The organism is Streptomyces sp. NPDC127595 (assembly GCF_042671685.1).
Lineage (GTDB): Bacteria > Actinomycetota > Actinomycetes > Streptomycetales > Streptomycetaceae > Streptomyces.
Window position 1 is genome coordinate 35,331 of the sequence record NZ_JBHXWK010000009.1, and the last position, 18,210, is coordinate 53,540.

14 protein-coding genes and 2 tRNA genes are annotated in these 18,210 nt (G+C 70.2%); 5 read left to right on the top strand and 11 right to left on the bottom strand.

What is annotated here, in order from left to right; genetic code table 11:
* Nucleotides 1-88 precede the first annotated feature (88 nt).
* From ACFVKT_RS26880 to pgsA, 4 genes are all read right to left on the bottom strand, one after another.
* Entirely contained in the window at nt 89-634 is a 546-nt protein-coding gene (locus tag ACFVKT_RS26880; protein ID WP_385735784.1) for a hypothetical protein, read from the bottom strand.
* A 122-nt stretch (nt 635-756) separates the two neighbouring features.
* Nucleotides 757-1,917, bottom strand: a complete 1,161-nt coding sequence (locus tag ACFVKT_RS26885; RefSeq protein WP_385735786.1) for a glycosyltransferase family 4 protein — start codon at nt 1,915-1,917, stop codon at nt 757-759.
* A complete protein-coding gene (locus ACFVKT_RS26890; RefSeq protein WP_385735787.1) occupies nt 1,914-2,873 on the bottom strand; it encodes a phosphatidylinositol mannoside acyltransferase in 960 nt (319 codons plus the stop codon). Before ACFVKT_RS26890 ends, ACFVKT_RS26885 begins: the two co-directional genes overlap by 4 nt.
* The gene (pgsA, locus tag ACFVKT_RS26895; protein ID WP_385736571.1) at nt 2,870-3,598 is read right to left on the bottom strand and encodes a phosphatidylinositol phosphate synthase; all 729 of its coding nucleotides are present in this window, start codon (nt 3,596-3,598) and stop codon (nt 2,870-2,872) included. Before pgsA ends, ACFVKT_RS26890 begins: the two co-directional genes overlap by 4 nt.
* A 219-nt stretch (nt 3,599-3,817) precedes the next feature.
* Between pgsA and ACFVKT_RS26900 the strand changes: the two genes are divergently transcribed.
* Complete coding sequence (locus ACFVKT_RS26900) at nt 3,818-6,016, top strand: elongation factor G-like protein EF-G2 (RefSeq protein WP_385735789.1); 2,199 nt, start codon at nt 3,818-3,820, stop codon at nt 6,014-6,016.
* A 190-nt stretch (nt 6,017-6,206) separates the two neighbouring features.
* Complete coding sequence (locus ACFVKT_RS26905) at nt 6,207-7,862, top strand: hypothetical protein (RefSeq protein ID WP_385735791.1); 1,656 nt, start codon at nt 6,207-6,209, stop codon at nt 7,860-7,862.
* Nucleotides 7,863-8,452: 590 nt separating this feature from the next.
* Here the strand turns inward: ACFVKT_RS26905 and ACFVKT_RS26910 are convergent.
* The gene (locus ACFVKT_RS26910; protein WP_385735793.1) at nt 8,453-9,016 is read right to left on the bottom strand and encodes an HIT family protein; all 564 of its coding nucleotides are present in this window, start codon (nt 9,014-9,016) and stop codon (nt 8,453-8,455) included.
* Between the two features lie 67 nt (nt 9,017-9,083).
* Here ACFVKT_RS26910 and ACFVKT_RS26915 point away from each other — a divergent pair, with 67 nt between their 5' ends.
* Entirely contained in the window at nt 9,084-9,740 is a 657-nt protein-coding gene (locus tag ACFVKT_RS26915; RefSeq protein WP_385735794.1) for a potassium channel family protein, read from the top strand.
* A gap of 32 nt (nt 9,741-9,772) precedes the next feature.
* Here the strand turns inward: ACFVKT_RS26915 and thrS are convergent, their stop codons facing one another.
* The 3 genes from thrS to ACFVKT_RS26930 form a co-directional block, all read right to left on the bottom strand.
* Nucleotides 9,773-11,749: a threonine--tRNA ligase gene (gene thrS, locus ACFVKT_RS26920; RefSeq protein WP_385735796.1), complete on the bottom strand. Its 1,977-nt coding sequence runs from the start codon at nt 11,747-11,749 to the stop codon at nt 9,773-9,775.
* Between the two features lie 111 nt (nt 11,750-11,860).
* Nucleotides 11,861-13,087 (bottom strand): hypothetical protein, encoded by a 1,227-nt coding sequence (locus ACFVKT_RS26925; protein ID WP_385735798.1) that lies wholly within the window; start codon nt 13,085-13,087, stop codon nt 11,861-11,863.
* Nucleotides 13,084-13,650 (bottom strand): DUF4365 domain-containing protein, encoded by a 567-nt coding sequence (locus tag ACFVKT_RS26930; RefSeq protein ID WP_385735800.1) that lies wholly within the window; start codon nt 13,648-13,650, stop codon nt 13,084-13,086. The genes ACFVKT_RS26925 and ACFVKT_RS26930 overlap by 4 nt, the downstream gene beginning before the upstream one ends.
* Nucleotides 13,651-13,820: 170 nt before the next feature.
* Between ACFVKT_RS26930 and ACFVKT_RS26935 the strand changes: the two genes are divergently transcribed.
* Complete coding sequence (locus ACFVKT_RS26935) at nt 13,821-14,546, top strand: 3'-5' exonuclease (RefSeq protein ID WP_385735802.1); 726 nt, start codon at nt 13,821-13,823, stop codon at nt 14,544-14,546.
* 52 nt (nt 14,547-14,598) lie between these two features.
* Here the strand turns inward: ACFVKT_RS26935 and ACFVKT_RS26940 are convergent.
* Together ACFVKT_RS26940 and ACFVKT_RS26945 are read right to left on the bottom strand one after the other, a co-directional pair.
* Nucleotides 14,599-14,670 (bottom strand) — tRNA-Val (locus tag ACFVKT_RS26940).
* A gap of 39 nt (nt 14,671-14,709) precedes the next feature.
* The gene (locus ACFVKT_RS26945; protein WP_385735803.1) at nt 14,710-15,189 is read right to left on the bottom strand and encodes an SRPBCC family protein; all 480 of its coding nucleotides are present in this window, start codon (nt 15,187-15,189) and stop codon (nt 14,710-14,712) included.
* Between the two features lie 87 nt (nt 15,190-15,276).
* Here ACFVKT_RS26945 and ACFVKT_RS26950 point away from each other — a divergent pair, with 87 nt between their 5' ends.
* The gene (locus ACFVKT_RS26950) at nt 15,277-17,694 is read left to right on the top strand and encodes an SCO7613 C-terminal domain-containing membrane protein (RefSeq protein WP_385735805.1); all 2,418 of its coding nucleotides are present in this window, start codon (nt 15,277-15,279) and stop codon (nt 17,692-17,694) included.
* A gap of 421 nt (nt 17,695-18,115) precedes the next feature.
* Here ACFVKT_RS26950 and ACFVKT_RS26955 read toward each other — a convergent pair.
* A tRNA-Val gene (locus tag ACFVKT_RS26955) sits at nt 18,116-18,190 on the bottom strand.
* Nucleotides 18,191-18,210: the final 20 nt, after the last annotated feature.

Below are 18,210 nucleotides of genomic sequence, written 5' to 3' on the forward strand. Positions count from 1 at the left end.
AAACGCGAGTGAAGCAGGCCACAGCAAGGGCCAATGGGGAGGCGGTGGCTCATTTTTCTTCGCCCACAGAGGCGAAGAACCTCCACGCTCAGCTCGTCGGACGGTCCGCCAGGGCCACCGGGGGCTCGTCGTCCATCTCGAAGGCCAGCGGAAAGGGTGCGTGCCCGGCCAGATGGAACCAGCGGACCGCACGGTGCTCGCGGAGCGCCCGGGCGGCCCGTACGGCGTCGTTGTGGAAACGCCGGGCCATCGGCACCCGCCGCACCGCCTGGGCCAGCTCCCCGGCGGCCTCCTCGCCGCCGGGCGCGGCCCGCACGGCCTCGACCTGCTGCACCTCTCCGAAGACGGCCCGCAGCGCCTGGCTCAGGTCGCTCTCGGCCACCTCGCGCTGCTCCTCCTCGGCCTGCCGGGCCGCGTGCGCCGCCTCGTACAGCACGATCGACGCGGCCGGGTCGAGCACCCCGGACGTGGCCAGCTCCTGGGCGACCGAGGCCCGGCGCAGCAGTTGCGCGTCGAGGGCGGCGCGGGCCGCGTCGATCCGGGCGTGCAGCCGGTCTAGCCGCCCCGCGGTCCAGCTCAGGTAGAGGCCGATCGCGACAAGGCCGACGAGGATCCAGATGAGGGTTGGGGTCACGGGCGGAAGGCTACCTGTGCACGGGCTGAGCTCTTCGAGGCCCCGGACACGGGTAGTTGGAAAAGCGAACTGTGCACTTCCACAGAGGGGCGGACGTATCCACACCTCTCAGCCCATCCCCCTCAGTCCCGAGCCAGCCCGAACCGCGCCCGCAGCCCCGTCCGTTCATCGGTGGCCACCGCCGCCGCCCCGTCGGTCACCGTCTCGTATACGGACAGGATGTCCGCCCCGACGGTCGACCAGTCGAACCGCCGTACATGCGCGCTCCCCCGCTCGCGCAGTTCCGCGCGCCGCGCCGGATCACCGAGGAGCCGTACGGCGGAGGCGGCCAGCGCGTCCGCGTCCTCGTTGGTGAACAGCTCGCCGGCCGCGCCCTGGTCCAGCACCTGCGCGAACGCGTCGAGGTCGGAGGCCAGCACCGGCGCCCCCGCCGACAGGGCCTCCACCAGGATGATCCCGAAGCTCTCGCCGCCGGTGTTGGGCGCCACGTACACGTCGACACTGCGCAGGAAGCGCGCCTTGTCCTCGTCGCTGACCATGCCGAGGAACTCGACCCGCGAACGCATCTCCTCCGGCAGGTCCTCGACGGCCTCTTTCTCGTCGCCGCGCCCTGCGACCAGGAGCCGGGTCTTCGGGCGCTCCGCCAGGATCTTCGGCAGGGCCTTCATGAGGACGGGCAGGCCCTTGCGGGGCTCGTCGATCCGGCCGATGAACCCAAGGGTCTCGCCCTGCCACTCGGCCTTGGGCTTGGCGCGGGCGAAGAAGTCGACATCGACGCCGTTCGGGATGACGACCGCGTCGCCGCCCAGGTGCTCGACCAGGGTGCGGCGCGCGTACTCGCTCACCGCGATCCGCGCACGGATCTTCTCCAGGGCGGGCTGCAGGATCGGGTACGCGGCGATCATCGCCCGGGAGCGCGGGTTGGAGGTGTGGAAGGTGGCGACGATCGGGCCCTGTGCGGCCCAGCACGCCAGCAGACCCAGCGACGGCGAGGCCGGTTCGTGGATGTGGATCACGTCGAAGGTGCCGTCGTGCAGCCAGCGCCGGACCCGGGCCGCCGACAGGAAGCCGAAGTTCAGGCGTGCCACCGAGCCGTTGTACGGCACGGGAACCGCTCGGCCCGCCGAGACGACGTACGGCGGGAGCGGGGTTTCGTCGTCCGCCGGAGCGAGGACGGACACCTCGTGTCCGAGGCGGATGAGGTGCTCGGCCAGATCACGGATGTGGAACTGGACGCCGCCCGGTACATCCCAGGAGTACGGGCAGACGATGCCGATCCTCACGGGGTCCCCTTCTGTGGATACTGCTCGGGACCCTGGTCAGGGCCCTTGTGGGGATCCCTCTCAGGATCGAGGTCCTTGAGCCACAAGCGCTGGAGCATGTGCCAGTCCTCCGGATGGTCGGCGATCCCGGTGGCGAAGGCGTCGGCCAGCGCCTGTGTCATGGCAGACGTCCTCTCGGCCCGGGTGCCTGTCTCGGGAACCTCGACGGGGGGATGCACACGGCCCTGCATCACGGGCGAGTCGTCGTACCAGAGCGTCACGGGCAGGAGCAGGGCGCCGGTCTGCTGGGCCAGCAGCGCCGGCCCGGCCGGCATCCGCGTCGCCTCGCCGAAGAACTCGACCTCGACACCGGACGCGGACAGATCGCGCTCGGCGACCAGACAGACCAGGCCGCCGTCGCGCAGCCGCCGGGCCAGCGTGCCGAACGCGGTGCCGCCGCTGTGTGGCAGGACCTCCATGCCGAGGCCCTCGCGGTAGGCGACGAAACGGTCGTACAGCGACTCGGGCTTGAGCCGCTCGGCGACCGTGGTGAACGGGGTCTCGAGCTTGGTGGTGACCCAGGCGCCCGCGAGATCCCAGTTGCCCATGTGCGGCAGGGCCAGGATCACGCCCTTGCCGGAGGCGATCCCGTCGGTGAGGTGGTGCACGTCCTTCGCCTCGAAGCCCGTCTTCACGCGCTCCTCGCTCCAGGCCGGCAGCCGGAAGGACTCCATCCAGTAGCGCAGATACGAGCGCATGCCCGCCCTGGAGAGCTCGGCGAGCCGCTCCGGGGTCGCGTCGGGCACCACGCGCGCGTAGTTGCTCTCCAGCCGCTGTACGCCCTTGCCGCGCTTCTTCCAGGCGATGTCGGCGATCGTCCGGCCGAGCCGCACGGCGACCGGCTCGGGGAGCTTCTTGACGGTGCTCCAGCCGAGCGCGTACGCCCCGTCCGTCAGCCGGTCCTGGAGACCGCTCACGACGGGGTCCCGCTGCTCCGGGCCTCGGCCGCGGCCGCGGCGTCCGCCTCCGCGGACTCCCTGCGCACCGTCACCACGCGCTGGATCAGCGTGACCAGGCTGCCGACGGCGACGATCCACAGGGCGATGGGCAGCAGTATGTCGATGCCGGGCACACCGAACTTGTGGAAGCCCGCGAGGCCCGCCGCGACCAGCGAGATCACGAGCCGCTCGGCGCGCTCGATCAGTCCGTTGACCGCGACCGGCAGCCCGATCGACTCGCCACGGGCCTTGGTGTACGAGACCACCTGGCCGCTGGCCAGGCAGAAGATCGAGACGGCGCACAGGACGTCGTTGTCGCCGCTGCCCGCGTACCAGAGCGCGAAGCCGCCGAAGACGGCACTGTCGGCGACCCGGTCGAGCGTCGAGTCCAGGAAGGCACCCCAGCGGCTGGTGCGGCCGAGCTGGCGCGCCATGTTCCCGTCGACGAGGTCCGAGAACACGAAGAGCGTGATCACGATCGTGCCCCAGAAGAACTCTCCGCGGGGGAAGAAGACCAGCGCGCCCGCCACCACTCCGGCCGTACCCAGGAGGGTGACCGTGTCGGGGCTTACCCCCCGGCGGATGAGAAACGCGGCGAACGGCGTGAGGACACGCGTGAAGAATGCACGCGCGTACTTGTTCAGCATGGCCTTCCCGAGGGTCGGTGTCGCCGCGCGGCCCCTGCTGGCCACCGGCTGGCCCATCGTAGCCACGCGCGCGCTTGTGCGACGGTCGGGCACCCGCGCCACCGTGTCCCGACGTGATCACACCGGTCTCGTGGCGCGATCACGTCCGCTGTATGGACGCACCGTGACACGAGTGGAAAGCTCGAAGACACCGCGGGCGTCACCGGAGCCGCCACCGCACGCGGCCTCGGCATGTCCGCGCCCACAGTGACCTCACCGTGTACGGGAGGCAAGGCCATGGGCGACAAGGCGAACGCACACCCCGGAGCCGCCGGCAGGGCTACGGCGGCCGACCACCCCGCGTCCGTACGGAATGTGGTGCTGGTCGGCCACAGCGGATCCGGCAAGACGACTTTGGTGGAGGCTCTCGCGCTGACCGCGGGAGCGGTGAACCGGGCGGGCCGTGTGGAGGACGGCGGCACCGTCTCCGACTACGACGAGATCGAGCACCGGCAGCAGCGTTCGGTGCAGCTCTCCCTGGTACCCGTCGACTGGGACGGATACAAGATCAATATTCTGGACACCCCCGGATACGCCGATTTCGTCGGGGAGCTGAGGGCCGGTCTGCGAGCGGCGGACGCGGCCCTTTTCGTCGTCTCGGCCTCGGACGGGGTGGACGGCTCGACCCGGATGGTGTGGGAGGAGTGCTCGGCCGTCGGGATGCCGAGGGCCATCGTGATCACGCACCTCGAATCCGCCCGGTCGGACTTCGACGAGATGACGCGGAGATGCGCGGAGGCGTTCGGCGCGGACGACCCCGACGCCGTACTGCCCCTGTATCTGCCCCTCCACGGCGCACCGGGGCCGGACGGGCACGCACCCGTGACCGGGCTGATCGGGCTGCTGTCCCAGCGCCTGTTCGACTACTCCTCCGGCGAGCGCAAGGAGGCCGAGCCCGGCCCCGATCAGTTGCCGCTCATCGAGGAGGCGCGGGACCGGCTGATCGAGGGGATCATCGCCGAGAGCGAGGACGAGACCCTCATGGACCGCTATCTCGGCGGCGAGGAGATCGACCTCAAGACGCTGATTCAGGACCTTGAGCGGGCCGTGGCGCGCGGAGTCTTCTTCCCGGTGCTGGCCGCCGCGCCCGCCGCCGACGGCGCCCGCCAGGGCCTCGGCACGGTCGAACTCCTCGAACTCGTCACGGGCGGTTTCCCGACCCCGCTGGAGCGCGAGGCGCCCACGGTCACCACGCCGGACGGCCGGGCGCGCGAGGTCAGCGCCTGCGACCCGGACGGACCGCTGGTCGCGGAGGTCGTGAAGACCGCGTCCGACCCCTACGTGGGCCGAGTCTCGCTCGTACGGGTCTTCTCGGGCACCCTCCGACCCGATGACACGGTGCACGTCTCGGGGCACGGTCTGACCGACCGGGGCCACGAGGATCACGACGTCGACGAACGCGTCGGGGCCCTGTCCGCGCCCTTCGGCAAGCAGCAGCGCGCCCTCACGCACTGCATCGCGGGCGACCTGGCGTGCGTGGCGAAGCTGAACCGGGCCGAGACCGGCGACACCCTCTCGGCCAAGGACAACCCGCTGCTGATGGAGCCCTGGCAGATGCCGGACCCGCTGCTGCCGCTCGCCATCCAGGCCCACAGCAAGGCCGACGAGGACAAGCTCTCGCAGGGCCTGGGGCGACTGGTCGCCGAAGACCCCACGATGCGCCTGGAACAGAACCAGAACACCCACCAGGTCGTCCTGTGGTGCCTGGGCGAGGCCCACGCGGACGTCGCCCTGGAGCGGCTGCGCAACCGCTACGGCGTGCAGGTCGACGTGATCCCGTACAAGGTCTCCCTCCGTGAGACGTTCGCGGACCGGGCCGCCGGACGCGGGCGCCATGTGAAGCAGTCCGGCGGGCACGGCCAGTACGCGATCTGCGAGATCGAGGTCGAGCCGCTGCCGAACGGCTCCGGCATCGAATTCGTGGACAAGGTCGTCGGCGGCGCGGTGCCGCGGCAGTTCATCCCGTCCGTCGAGAAGGGCGTACGCGCCCAGGCGGCCAGGGGCGTGGCCGCCGGCCATCCGCTCATCGACATCCGGATCACCCTGCGCGACGGCAAGGCGCACTCCGTGGACTCCTCCGACGCCGCGTTCCAGACCGCGGGCGCGCTCGCCCTGCGCGAGGCCGCGGCCGACGCCAGGATCCATCTCCTTGAGCCGGTGGCCGAGGTGACCGTCATGGTCGGCGACGACTACGTGGGCGCCGTGATGAGCGACCTGTCGGGGCGGCGCGGCCGGGTCGTCGGGACCGAGCAGGCGGGCGGCGGGCGCACCCTCGTACGGGCCGAGGTGCCGGAGATCGAGATCGGGCGGTACGCCGTCGATCTGCGCTCCCTCTCGCACGGGACCGCGCGCTTCAGCCGGAGTTACGCGCGGCACGAGCCTATGCCGCCTCAGATCGCCGAGAGGATTCGTGAACAGGCTCGGGATGCTTCGTAGTTCGGCCCGCGCCGCGAGTGGTCCGGTTTCTCCTTCGCGTCGGCGGACGGCTTCTGTCGTCCGCCGACGAATGTCGGTTCCGGCGGATACTCTGAGAACCTGATCAAGACGATGACCTGATCAACAGGTGTGCGAGGCACGGAAGTCGGCAAAGGCCGCAGCAGCGGAACAGCGGCAATGGGGGGCGGAAGTGGCGTTCGACGGATTCGATTTCACTCCTGGGGCGCAGGTGCCGCTCTCGGGCTCCGAGGGACAGACGGCCGCGACCTATGCCCTCGCCTCGGCGTCGTACCGGGACAGCGGGGTCGAGGAGATCCTCAAGGCCGACAACGAATGGCACAAGTCGACCGTCAAGCCCCCGAGGATCAAGCTCTTTGCGCCGAACCTGGGCGAGGCCTTCGCGCGGGCGGTGCAGGACCGGATGCTGGGTGCCGGACGCAAGCCGCTCATCCAGTCCTTCGGTACCGAGCCGCAGGTCGTGGTGGAGCACTGCCTCGCGGCGAACCGCATCCGCAGGGAGCGGGACAACTGGCTGTCGGCCGTGATGGTGCTGTGCGGTGTGCTGTTCCTGCCCGGGCTGCTGATATGGCTGCTGGTCTTCCAGATCCGGTCCACCATCGCCAGGACTGAGGACAAGCGCGCCTCCGCCCTCGCCACCACGCTTCTGGTCGCCTTCGGCGCCCTCGCGGTGCTCTTCCTGGTCAAGATGCCGTTCACGGGCTTCTGGGGCTTGTACGCGCGCGCGTCGATCATCCTGCCGGTCGTCGGCTGGCTCTGGGCCAAGCAGATCTGCGAGCGCACCGCGAAGGATCTGCGCGGGCGTTGGGGCAGTCTGCTGTCCGGCGGTGCCATCGGCGCGAAGATCCCCGAGGCGGTGCCCGGCAGCCCCGGCGAGTCCGCGGCGGAGCGGCTGCGTCAGGAGCTGGCCCGGCTCAGCGCCGAGCAGCAGTCCAACTCCGTCTTCTACGCCGGGCCCAAGGGGATACTCGGCATGGGCACCCGGTGGGGGAGCTGGCAGCTCGCCGAGGAGCTGGTGGCGCGCGACGCGAACAAGGAGATCCACCCGTTCCGCAGTTGGGACGTCATCCGGTCCATCCACGACCAGCTCCGCATGCTGGAGCGCGGTCCGCTCAACACCGGTGGCTTCACCAAGCCGACGATCAAGCACTGGATCGTGACGCCGATCGGCGAGAACGCCAAGGCGGTGTCGCGGCCGGGCGGTACGGACGTGGACGCGTACACGATCAAGACCCACGCCATACAGGACATCTGCAACAAGCAGCAGTTCGGCAGTGGTGACCGGCACTATCTCGGGGTCCAGTGGACGCTGTGGGACGGCCAGTTGGTCATCACCATGCTGATCACCGTGACCGTGCTGCACCAGACGCTGCGCATCGAGGTCACCGGGCATGCGCTGGGACCGGTGAACTCCCTGTTCACCAGCAAGCCCGAGGCCCCTACTAAGGAGGTGGCGAAGGCGGTCAAGTTCTGGGAGACCCGCAAGGTGAATCTGCCGCTGGTCACCACCGACGAGGTTGTGCGGCTGGCTGCCCGTGCTCCCTTCACCTGGTATCCGCCGCTGCTCAACTGGCTCGGTGGCACGCTGGTGCTTCCCGAGCCGTTCGGGCTGCGGCACGCCTGGGCCGATCAGCCGTGGCGGCACCGGTTCATGGCCGACGACGCCCTGCGGGCCGCGGCGCCGGTGCTGCGTGTGGTGCACTCCGCCTCGATCAAGGTGCTCGAGGAGAACGGCGTCGACACGGAGCAGTTCGGGAACCGGTCTTCGTTCCTGAGCACTGCTGTGCAGGATCCGATGCCTCGGAAGGCTGACGTGTACGACGCGTAGCTGCTGGTGGCCGGCGGTGGGTGCCTGGGGGCGCCTGCGGTTTGTCGTGGGTCGGGGCCGTGCCGGAGCATCCGTCCTCGGTCTGGCGCGGAATCGGTTGCCCATCTAGGAACCGGCGTTGACGCGCCAGCCGCTGCGGGCGGACGTTCCGGCACGTCCCCTTCCGCGAGTGGGCGGCACACCAGGACCACGGCCCGTGGTCCGCTCTGCCGTCGTGTCGTTCAAGCCGCTGTCGGACGTTTCGACACGGCCCCTTCCGCCGGCGGCGGCCCTCCAGGACCACGGCCCGTGGTCTGCTTTGCCGTCGTGTCGGTCAAGCCGTTGTCGGACGTTCCGACACGGACCCTTCCGCCGGCGGCAGCCCTCCAGGACCACGGCCCGTGGTCTGCTTTGCCGTCGTGTCGGTCAAGCCGTTGTCGGACGTTCCGACACGGCCCCTTCCGCCGGCGGCAGCCCTCCAGGACCACGGCCCGTGGTCCACTTTGCCGTCGTGTCGGTCAAGCCGCTGTCGGACGTTTCGACACGGCCCCTTCCGCCGGCGGCGGCCCTCCAGGACCATGGCCCGTGGTCCGCTTTGCCGTCGTGTTGGTTCAGGCCGTTGTCGGCCAGGCGTCCGCCAGCATCTTGCGGGTGTCTGCCAGGAGTTGGGGCAGGACCTTGGTGTGGCCGACCACCGGCATGAAGTTCGTGTCGCCGCCCCAGCGGGGGACGATGTGCTGGTGGAGGTGGGCGGCGATGCCGGCGCCTGCGACGGTGCCCTGGTTCATGCCGATGTTGAAGCCGTGTGCGCCTGAGGCCGTGCGGAGGGCGGTCATCGCCTGCTTGGTCAGCTCGCCGAGTTCGGCGGTCTCCGGGTCGGTCAGGTCGGTGTAGTCCGCGACGTGGCGGTAGGGCACGACCATGAGGTGGCCGCCGTTGTACGGGTAGAGGTTGAGCACCGCGTAGACCTGCTCGCCGCGCCTGATGATGAGCCCGTCCTCGTCGGACTTGGCGGGGATCGAGCAGAACGGGCAGCCGTCGTCGGCCCCGGGGCCGGTGGGCTTGTTCTCACCCTGGATGTAAGCCATCCGATGGGGTGTCCACAGGCGCTGGAACGCGTCCTGGGTACCCACTCCGATCTGCTGCTCCGGCTCACTCGTCATGAGATGCAGCATATTGCTTCGCCCGTTCGCGGCGTGTCGGCGGGTGCCGAACAAAAGGGTCCACGGCCAAGCTGGGGCGATGGATGACGACGACCGGAAAACCCGCTGGGAGCGGCTCACCGAGCTCCCGCTCGGTCTGGCCTCGGTGCTGTACTTCGCCGCGTACGCGGTCCGCGTACTGGCGCACGGTCTGCCCGGCGGCTGGCGGGACCTCTGTCTCGTTGTTCTGTTCGCCGCCTGGGCGGTGTTCGTCGTCGACTACGTGGTGCGCTGGCGGCTCAGCGGGCAGCGGGCTCGATTCGTACGGACGCACTGGCTGGACACCCTGGTCGTTTTTCTGCCGTTGCTGCGCCCGCTGCGCGTCGTCAAGGTCTACGAGGCCGTACAGCGGCGGCGTGGGGAACCCCGGCTCGCTCTGTACTCGCGGGTGATCGTGTATGCGGGCCTGTCCGTCGCGCTGCTCGGGTTCGCCGGTGCCCTCGCCGTCTACCAGCAGGAGCATGCGGCGCCGGGCGCGACGATACGTACCTTCGGTGACGCGGTGTGGTGGACCTGCGCGACCCTCGCGACCGTCGGGTACGGGGATGTGGCGCCGGTGACGCCCTTGGGGCGGACTATCGCGGTTGGGCTGATGGCCTGCGGTCTCGCGCTTCTCGGTGCGGTGACGGGGTCGTTCTCGTCGTGGCTGTTGCAGGTGTTCTCGAGTGAGGGCGACGAAAAGCCCCCGGAGAGCTGAAGAACAGCTCTCCGGGGGCCCTGAGGGCGGGGTCAGACCTGTGCCCGGTCCTCCACGACCTTCGCGATCTTGGCGATCGCCTCGTCAAGGGGGATGCCGTTCTCCTGCGAGCCGTCGCGGTAGCGGAAGGAGACGGCGCCGGCCGTCATGTCCTCGTCGCCCGCGATGACCATGAAGGGCACCTTCTGCTTCTGCGCGTTGCGGATCTTCTTCTGCATGCGGTCGGAGGAGGAGTCGACCTCGACGCGCAGGCCCTTCCGCTTCGCCTCGGCGGCGAACTTCTCCAGGTACTCGACGTGCGCGTCACCGATCGGGATGCCGATCGCCTGCACGGGCGCCAGCCAGGCCGGGAACGCGCCCGCGTAGTGCTCCAGGAGCACCGCGAAGAAGCGCTCGATCGAGCCGAACAGGGCGCGGTGGATCATCACCGGACGCTGCTTGGAGCCGTCCGGGCCGGTGTACTCCAGGTCGAAGCGCTCCGGCAGGTTGAAGTCGAGCTGCACGGTCGACATCTGCCAGGTGCGGCCGATGGCGTCCTTGGTCTGGACGGAGATCTTCGGGCCGTAGAACGCGGCGCCGCCCGGGTCGGGGACGAGCGGCAGGCCCTGCTTCTCGGCGACCGCGCGGAGCGTCTCCGTGGCCTCCTCCCAGACCTCGTCCGACCCGACGAACTTCTCGGGGTCCTTGGTCGACAGCTCCAGGTAGAAGTCGGTCAGGCCGTAGTCGCGCAGCAGGTTCAGGACGAAGGTGAGCGTCTTGTCTAGCTCGTCCGCCATCTGCTCCTTGGTGCAGTAGATGTGCGCGTCGTCCTGGGTGAAGCCGCGTGCACGGGTGAGGCCGTGCACGACGCCCGACTTCTCGTACCGGTACACCGTCCCGAACTCGAAGAGGCGCAGCGGCAGTTCACGGTACGAGCGGCCGCGTGCGTCGAAGATCAGGTTGTGCATCGGGCAGTTCATGGGCTTGAGGTAGTAGTCCACGCCCTCGTCGAGCTGCATGGGCGGGTACATGCCGTCGGCGTACCAGTCCAGGTGGCCCGAGGTCTCGAAGAGCTTCCCCTTGGTGGCGTGCGGGGTGTAGACGAACTCGTAGCCCTCCTCCTCGTGCCGGCGGCGCGAGTAGTCCTCCATGACCCTGCGGATGACGCCGCCCTTGGGGTGGAAGACGGCGAGGCCGGAGCCGATCTGCTCGGGGATGGAGAACAGGTCCAGCTCACTGCCCAGCTTGCGGTGGTCGCGCTTCTCGGCCTCGGCGAGGAAGTCGAGGTGCGCCTTCAGCTCGTCCTTGGACGGCCACGCGGTGCCGTAGATGCGCTGGAGCATGGGGTTCTTCTCGCTGCCGCGCCAGTACGCGGCGGCGTTGCGCATCAGCTTGAACGCCGGGATATAGCGGGTGGTGGGCAGGTGGGGGCCGCGGCAGAGGTCCTTCCAGCACAGCTCGCCGGTCTTGGCGTCGAGGTTGTCGTAGATGGTCAGCTCGCCGCCGCCCACCTCGACGTCCGCCCCGTCGTCCGTGGACGCGGCGCCCTTGATGCCGATGAGCTCCACCTTGTACGGCTCCGACGCCAGCTCCTCGCGAGCCGCCTCGTCGGTGACCACACGGCGGGAGAAGCGCTGGCCGCGCTTCTGGATCTCCTGCATCTTCTTCTCGATGGCCTTGAGGTCATCGGGGTGGAAGGGCCTCTCGACGTCGAAGTCGTAGTAGAAGCCGTCCTTGACCGGCGGGCCGATGCCCAGCTTGGCCTCGGGGAAGAGCTCCTGCACGGCCTGCGCCATGACGTGCGCGGTGGAGTGGCGCAGGATGCTGAGACCGTCCTCGGAGGAGATCTCGACGGGCTCGATCTCCTCGCCGTCCCGCACGGCGTACGCCAGGTCCTTCAGCTCGCCGCCGACGCGGGCCGCGACGATGGTGCGCTGCCCGTCGAAGAGGTCGGCGGCCGTAGTGCCCGTCGTCACCACTCGCTCTTCCCGCTCGGAATCGCGTTGGATGATCACACGGACGTCTGACACCGGTCTCTCCTGACTGAAGGGCACGCGCGCATCTTCTATTGCGTACGTAATACGAGAGCGATCGTACCGAGCCTCGGGTCCCGTTCGCTAAACGGTTAAGCGCCGGCCCCCTCAGTCCTCGCTGCACGCCTCCTCGAAGAAGGCCGTGATCTCGGCGGTCTCCTGGAGCGACTTCATCAGGCGGTCCCGCTCGGCCTCGTCGACCTGTACCGGTACGACCCCGGAGGCGTCCGTGAGCCGGCGGAAACCGCCCCGGCTCTCCAGCCGCCCGTGCACCCGCACCGGCAGCCCGACCAGATGGGCGTGGCCCGCTATCCGGTACGCCTCCTCGTCGAGCGTCATCCGGACGTGCGGGACCTCCGCTCCGGCGATGACCTTCAGTCGTACGGTGCCCTCGCCGCGCGGCCCGGACCTGCGCATCCGGACGACGGCGCCGGTGATGCGCACCGGCACGGAAGGCTCCTCGCGCAGGAAGCGGGCGCCGGCCTCGCGCAGCACCGGCAGGTCGCCGGGCGAGAACTCGACGGGTTCGGTGGGGGCGGCGCAGCCCTCGGGGACACCGGCCGCGGGCGCCCACTCCACGGCGATCCGTGCGCCCTCCGTACCGCGTACGAGGGCCACCAGGGCTTCCGTGAGCTCGCGGCTGACGCCTGCCTCGACGGCCGCGTCGAAGGCGTCCATGCCGCCGGTGGCCCGCTGGTAGTCGATGGCCTCGCGGGCGGCGTACAACGCCTGGTGCAGGCGTACGGCGAAGGGGCGCCCGGTGGCGACGGGCACGAAGGCGGTGAGCTGGCGTCCGCCGGGCTCGGCGCCGACGAGGACGCTCTCCAGGGAGGCGACGGCGGGCCTGCGGTGGCGGGCGCCGTAGTAGCCCGCACGCGCGCGTGTGGCCAGTGCTCCGGCCAGCAGCATCTGGCGGGCGGCGGCGCGCAGTTGTTCCTCGACGGTCCAGGGCGTGGCGCCCACGGGGCCGGTCGGGACGTCACGCCACCAGCGGATCTCGTCGCTGGGCACGGCGAGCGCGATGAGGACGTCACGGGCGGAGGGCGAGGCGCTGCAGGAGAGTGCGACGAGTGCCTCGCCGAGCAGGTCGTCGCTGTCGGGGAAGGCCCGGCTTTCCGGTACGAGCAGGCTCGTACCGCCGCCGCCGGGCCCGGGTGGGGTCCAGCGGCCGTACCGTCCCGGTGCACCGCCGCGCCGCTGCCAGCCGTGCCGGTGCAGCAGCGCGCTCAGCACCGCGGGGTCGACCGTGCCGGGCTCGGGTGGTTCGCTCCAGTGGGCTTCGACCGGATGCGGCCTCACCGGCCGCAGTACTTCGTCGATCGGGCGGTGCGTCACGGTTTTCCTCCCGTCCCGATCCGCGTCATCATCTCGCAGAGCGCTCTGTCGTCGAAGATGCGCGCGGTCGGTATGCGGACGGTGGTCCTGCGCCGGCCGGTGACGGCGTGGCCGGCGAGGTTGATCCAGTAGCAGCAGTGCCGCAGGTCGAGGCGGTCGTGGCTGGCACGCAGCCACTCGTCCTGCGATCTGGGCACCAGCATCACGACCAGTATTTTGTGCACCGAGACCGGGGTGCGGGCCAGCTTCTCCAGGTGGGCGTTGTCGAGCGTGAAGGAGAAGGCCGGGCCCGGCGGGTTCGGCGGTATCTGGTACGTGCACTTGAGCTGCACCTTGATGGTGACTTCGTCGTCGACCGTGTGCCCGGGGGCGCTGTGGCTGACGTGCCAGTCGATGCCGTTGTCAGGAAACGGCTGGGACAGTGAGCAGCCTGCGGCCGCCGCGACGGCGTGCAGGTAGCCCACCTGCAGTGTCTCCATGCAGGCGGTGGTAGCGAGTGAGCCTCTGGGGGGTGCTGTGCGCTGGGGCAGCAGCCCGCCCCGTTCGGGCTGCGCGAGTGCCATGAGTCCAACAGCCTTCCAAACCAGGTGTATCCCCGCGACGGGCCGCTGAACTGCGATGACCCGTATCTCTGTTGTCTCCTCCCGGCGTACGGCGCAAACAGCCCGGGTATCACCAAACTGGCAGAAGACGGCGCGTCAGCTGCCTTGGGTGAACGAGGAGTTGTGTTCGTATGACGTGCTGGTACGAGGGCCCCTTGGCCGCGTTCGACACGGAGACCACGGGCGTGGACGTCGAGACCGACCGGATCGTGTCGGCCGCCGTCGTCGTCCAGGATGCTCCGGGCACCCGCCCCCGGGTGACCCGGTGGCTGGTGAACCCGGGAGTGCCGGTGCCCGCGGGGGCGACGGCGGTGCACGGGCTGACGGATGAGCATCTGCAGCGCAACGGCCGCTGGCCGTCGCCTGTGGTGGACGAGATAGCCAGGGAGCTGGCCGAACAGGCCGCGGCGGGCCGCCCGCTCGTGGTGATGAACGCTCCCTTCGATCTGACCCTGCTGGACCGGGAGTTGCGCCGCCATCGCGCTTCGACCCTCGACCAGTGGTTCGAGGCGAAGCCGCTGCGCGTGCTCGACCCCCGGGTCCTCGACAAGCATCTGGACCGCTATCGCAAGGGCCGGCGCACGCTCACCGACCTCTGCGCGCACTACGGCGTGGAGTTGGAGGGCGCGCACGACGCGGCGGCCGACGCACTGGCCTCGATGGATGTCGTGCGGGCGGTCGGGCGCCGTTTCCCGGCCCGCCTGGAGCGGCTCTCCCCGGCCGAACTGCACACCCTGCAGGCCGTGTGGCACGCGGCGCAGGCGCGCGGCCTCCAGGCGTGGTTCGCGCGCAGCGGCTCGGAGGAGGCGGTGGATCCGGCGTGGCCGCTGCGCCCGGATCTGCAGGCGGCGGCGTAGGCCACGGACAACGAAAAACCGGTCCGTCTGTGACGGACCGGTTCTTTCCGGGTGGGCGATACTGGGTTCGAACCAGTGACCTCTTCGGTGTGAACGAAGCGCTCTCCCACTGAGCTAATCGCCCGGGAACGCACCGAACAATACAGGTCTCGGCGGGTGTCGTTCAAACCGCTTCGTCCAAACCGCTTCCAGGCGCGCCCCGAGCCGCCAGATATGTCCTCAGTCCGCGGCGCCCCGCGCGCATCATCAGCGCGTGATTGGCGCGGAAGACGGGTCTCCCGGGCACGGCGAACCGCCGCAGCAGTGGCTTGTTCACCTCGGCCTCCTGGTCGTACTGGGCCCGGGTACCGGTCCCGTCGGCGGTGAGCGTCCAGCGCGCCCAGCCCTCGATGTCCCCGGACATCGAGATCTCCAGGACACCGCCCTCCGGGTCGCGACACACCTCACGCCCGGTGAACGTCATGTCGTACGGCAGGGCCGAGCGGATCCGGATGACACCGCTGTGCCCGTCGATGCGGGTCACCTCACGCACCTGCGGCCACCAGCGCGGATACTCCTCGGCCTGCTCCAGCGCGCTGTACACGTCGGCCGGCGGCGCGGGCAGGTCCCACAGGCTGCGGAAACGGTAACGGCTCCAGTCCATGTACGGAGTGTGCCCGCCCGGGAGATGAGTACCGCCTGAGTATCCGCACTCATGCCGGGGAAGGTGACCGGGACCACACTCCTCGACATGACCCATATCCCGCCCCCGGCCGAGGAGTTGCGGTTCCTCGACACCGAGCTGCGGCAACTCGACGCCCGCCGGGCCCAGTTGCTGGCCCGGCGCGCGTGGCTGATCCACGCGCTGTACCCGGTGCCCGCACCCCGGCCCACCGCTGCACCCCGGCCCGCCGGCGCACGCCGGCCCGAGACCACAGCGCCCAGCGTGCAGAACGTGCTCCTGATCCTCGGCGGCGTCCTCCTGACCATCGCCGCGATCGCCTTCACCCTGGTCAGCTGGGGTCACCTGGGGATCGCCGGACGGGCCCTGGCACTGGGCACGGTGACACTGGCCGCGCTCGGCGCGCCCGCGCCGCTCCTCAAGCGGGGGCTGCGCTCGACCGCGGAGTCGGTGGCGGGGCTGGGCCTCGCACTGACGGTCCTTGACGCCTACGCGCTGTACGAAGTGGCACTCCCGGACACGGACGGCCTCGGGTACGCGGCGGTGGCGTCGGCGGTACTTGCCGTGGTGTGGGCGGCGTACGGGCTGACGCTCGGCGCGCCGCATTCGTCGCCGGAGGTGGGCCGGCTGCACCTGCCCTTGCCTCTCGCGACGGCGACGGCGCAGCTCCCGTTGCTCCTCTGGGCGGGCGCGGCCGACGCGGGCGCCCACACCGTGACGGCCGCCCTGCTGGTGACGGCCGCGTTCGACACGGCCCTCGCGCTCCGGTCACCCGTGAAGTCCGTACGCGTCGTCGGCGTCATGGGCGCGTACGTCATGGGCGGCTGGGGCACCTTTGCCGCCGGCTGGCTGTCCTGGACGGCCTCCGGCACGAGCGCCGTCGCCCGTGCGGCGGCGCTCCTCCTCTTCGCCGCGGCGATCGCCCTGACGGCGGCGTGGCATGTTCCGAAGCCGCGCGTCGGCACCGGCCTCGCGCTGACCGGCGGTCTGGTCTCGGTCGCCGGTGCCGGTGGCGTCCTGCACTCGTCGCTGCCCACGACCTGGACGGTTCCCGGCTATCTGGTGTGCGGTGTCGCCCTGTTGACGGTCCTGCGCACCCGCTTTCCCGACCCGGTACGGCGCGGTCTCGGCCTTGCTTCGGCCTGTGTGCAGGCCGTCGCGGTGCTGTGGGCACTGTCCACGGTCGCGGTCGCCCTCCTGGGCCCGGCCGACTGGGTCCAAAGGGCGTGGTCCGGGTCCCCGGCGAGCGCCCGCGACGCGGTGACCACCGAACTGCCCTGGCCTCCGTACACGGCCACGGCGCCGCTCGTACTCGCGCTCGTCGCCGTCGTCCTGGCGGTGGCGGCCCGCGGCAGCACGGCCTCCTCGCGACCGCAGGCCCTGACCGGCGCACTGACGCTGGCCTGGGCAACGGCGCTCATCATCCCCGCGGCCTTTGAACTCCCCTATGCGGCAGGTCTGTTGGCTCAGCTCCTGGTGACTGCGGCTCTCACGGCGTTCGCACTTCAGCCTTCGCGGCTCCCGACGCTTCCCGCGCCCGTACCTGTCGTAGCCCTCTGTCTCTCCCTCCTCACCTCTCTCAGCCTCGCCCTCCTCGCCCTGACCTCCAGGCCGGCGACTCTGACCATCCTGGCCACGCTGACGGTCCTGTACGCGGCCGCCGCCCGGCAACCGCGCCTCGGCCCGGTCGCCGTAGCGGCTTCGCTCGGCTACGCCACCGCCCTCGTCTGCGCCGTCGGCGCGTCCCTCGGCTGGCAGCCGCAGCAGACCGCGCTGCTCGTCCTCGTGGTGCCCGTCGCCGCCGTGCTGCTCGCTGCGCGCCTCGGTGCCTCCCCGACGACCCTGTCCATGGAGATCACCGGGGCCGTCGCCGCCCTGCTCGCCGTCGGGCTCACGGTCACCGATCCGCCGATGCTGGCCCTGGTCCTGGCCCTCTGCGGAGTGATCGCCGCGGGGACGGCCGTACGAGAGGACCGGCGCCCTGTCGGCTACGCGGCCACCGCCCTGTTCGTGCTGGCCGCCTGGGTGCGCCTGGCGTCCTGGGACGTCGGTTCCCCGGAGGCGTACACCCTTCCGGTGACCGTCCCGGCGCTGATCGTCGGGGTGATCCGGCGCCGCAAGGACACCCTCGTCTCGTCGTGGACGGTGTACGGACCGGGCATCGCCGTCACCCTTGTCCCGAGCCTCTTCGCGGCGTGGGGCGACGCGCACTGGACGCGCCCACTGCTGCTCGGTGTCGCGGCGCTCGCCGTCACCCTCGTGGGCGCCCGGCACCGTCTCCAGGCGCCGCTCGTGCTGGGCGGCACGGTGCTCACCCTTGACGCGCTGCACGAACTCGCCCCGTACATCGCACAGGTGGCCGGCGCACTCCCCCGCTGGGCGCCTCCCGCACTGGCCGGTCTGCTGCTGCTCACCCTGGGTGCGACGTACGAGCGGCGGATCCGGGACGCGCGGCGAATGCGGGATGTGCTGGGAGGGATGCGCTGACAGGGCCTGTTCTGACGGAGGCACCGAGGGTGGCGAAATAGCCGCCCCGGGTCCGGTCCTGTTCGGGCTTGATGCCGGATTCCTCAAATACCTTCTCATCGACGACAAGTGACATGGTGTCGGATCTGACGGGTACTCGGAGATGTTTCCCTTTGAGGCTGGAAGTGGAGTAGCACACTTCTCTTTGTCGTACTTCCGAAGAAATCTCACGGCGTTCTGGAATATGTTCGGCGGATTTCCATCCCTCCACCCGACATCGATGCGGCATCGGCGCGCTCGCCGCATGAATCGTTTTAGACAGGCGGTCGCCGACACTGGGTGCGGAGAGCTCGGGGTGGGCGTCGGCGCAGGACTCTCCCCGGCAGAAACGACGAAGGCGGCCCGGTCCACGTCGTACGTGGAGATGGGCCGCCTGACGCGGTGGTGGGCGATACTGGGATCGAACCAGTGACCTCTTCGGTGTGAACGAAGCGCTCTCCCGCTGAGCTAATCGCCCGGGCGCACGGAGAACATTAC

Bases quoted from the DNA above. Each gene is read 5' to 3' on its own strand.
- ACFVKT_RS26930 (WP_385735800.1), bottom strand. From the start codon at position 13,650: ATGGCACTCGCGCAGCCCGAACGGGGCGGGCTGCTGCCCCAGCGCACA.
- ACFVKT_RS26935 (WP_385735802.1), top strand. From the start codon at position 13,821: ATGACGTGCTGGTACGAGGGCCCCTTGGCCGCGTTCGACACGGAGACC.
- ACFVKT_RS26950 (WP_385735805.1), top strand. From the start codon at position 15,277: ATGACCCATATCCCGCCCCCGGCCGAGGAGTTGCGGTTCCTCGACACC.
- ACFVKT_RS26915 (WP_385735794.1), top strand. From the start codon at position 9,084: ATGGATGACGACGACCGGAAAACCCGCTGGGAGCGGCTCACCGAGCTC.
- ACFVKT_RS26910 (WP_385735793.1), bottom strand. From the start codon at position 9,016: ATGCTGCATCTCATGACGAGTGAGCCGGAGCAGCAGATCGGAGTGGGT.
- ACFVKT_RS26900 (WP_385735789.1), top strand. From the start codon at position 3,818: ATGGGCGACAAGGCGAACGCACACCCCGGAGCCGCCGGCAGGGCTACG.
- pgsA (WP_385736571.1), bottom strand. From the start codon at position 3,598: ATGGGCCAGCCGGTGGCCAGCAGGGGCCGCGCGGCGACACCGACCCTC.
- ACFVKT_RS26945 (WP_385735803.1), bottom strand. From the start codon at position 15,189: ATGGACTGGAGCCGTTACCGTTTCCGCAGCCTGTGGGACCTGCCCGCG.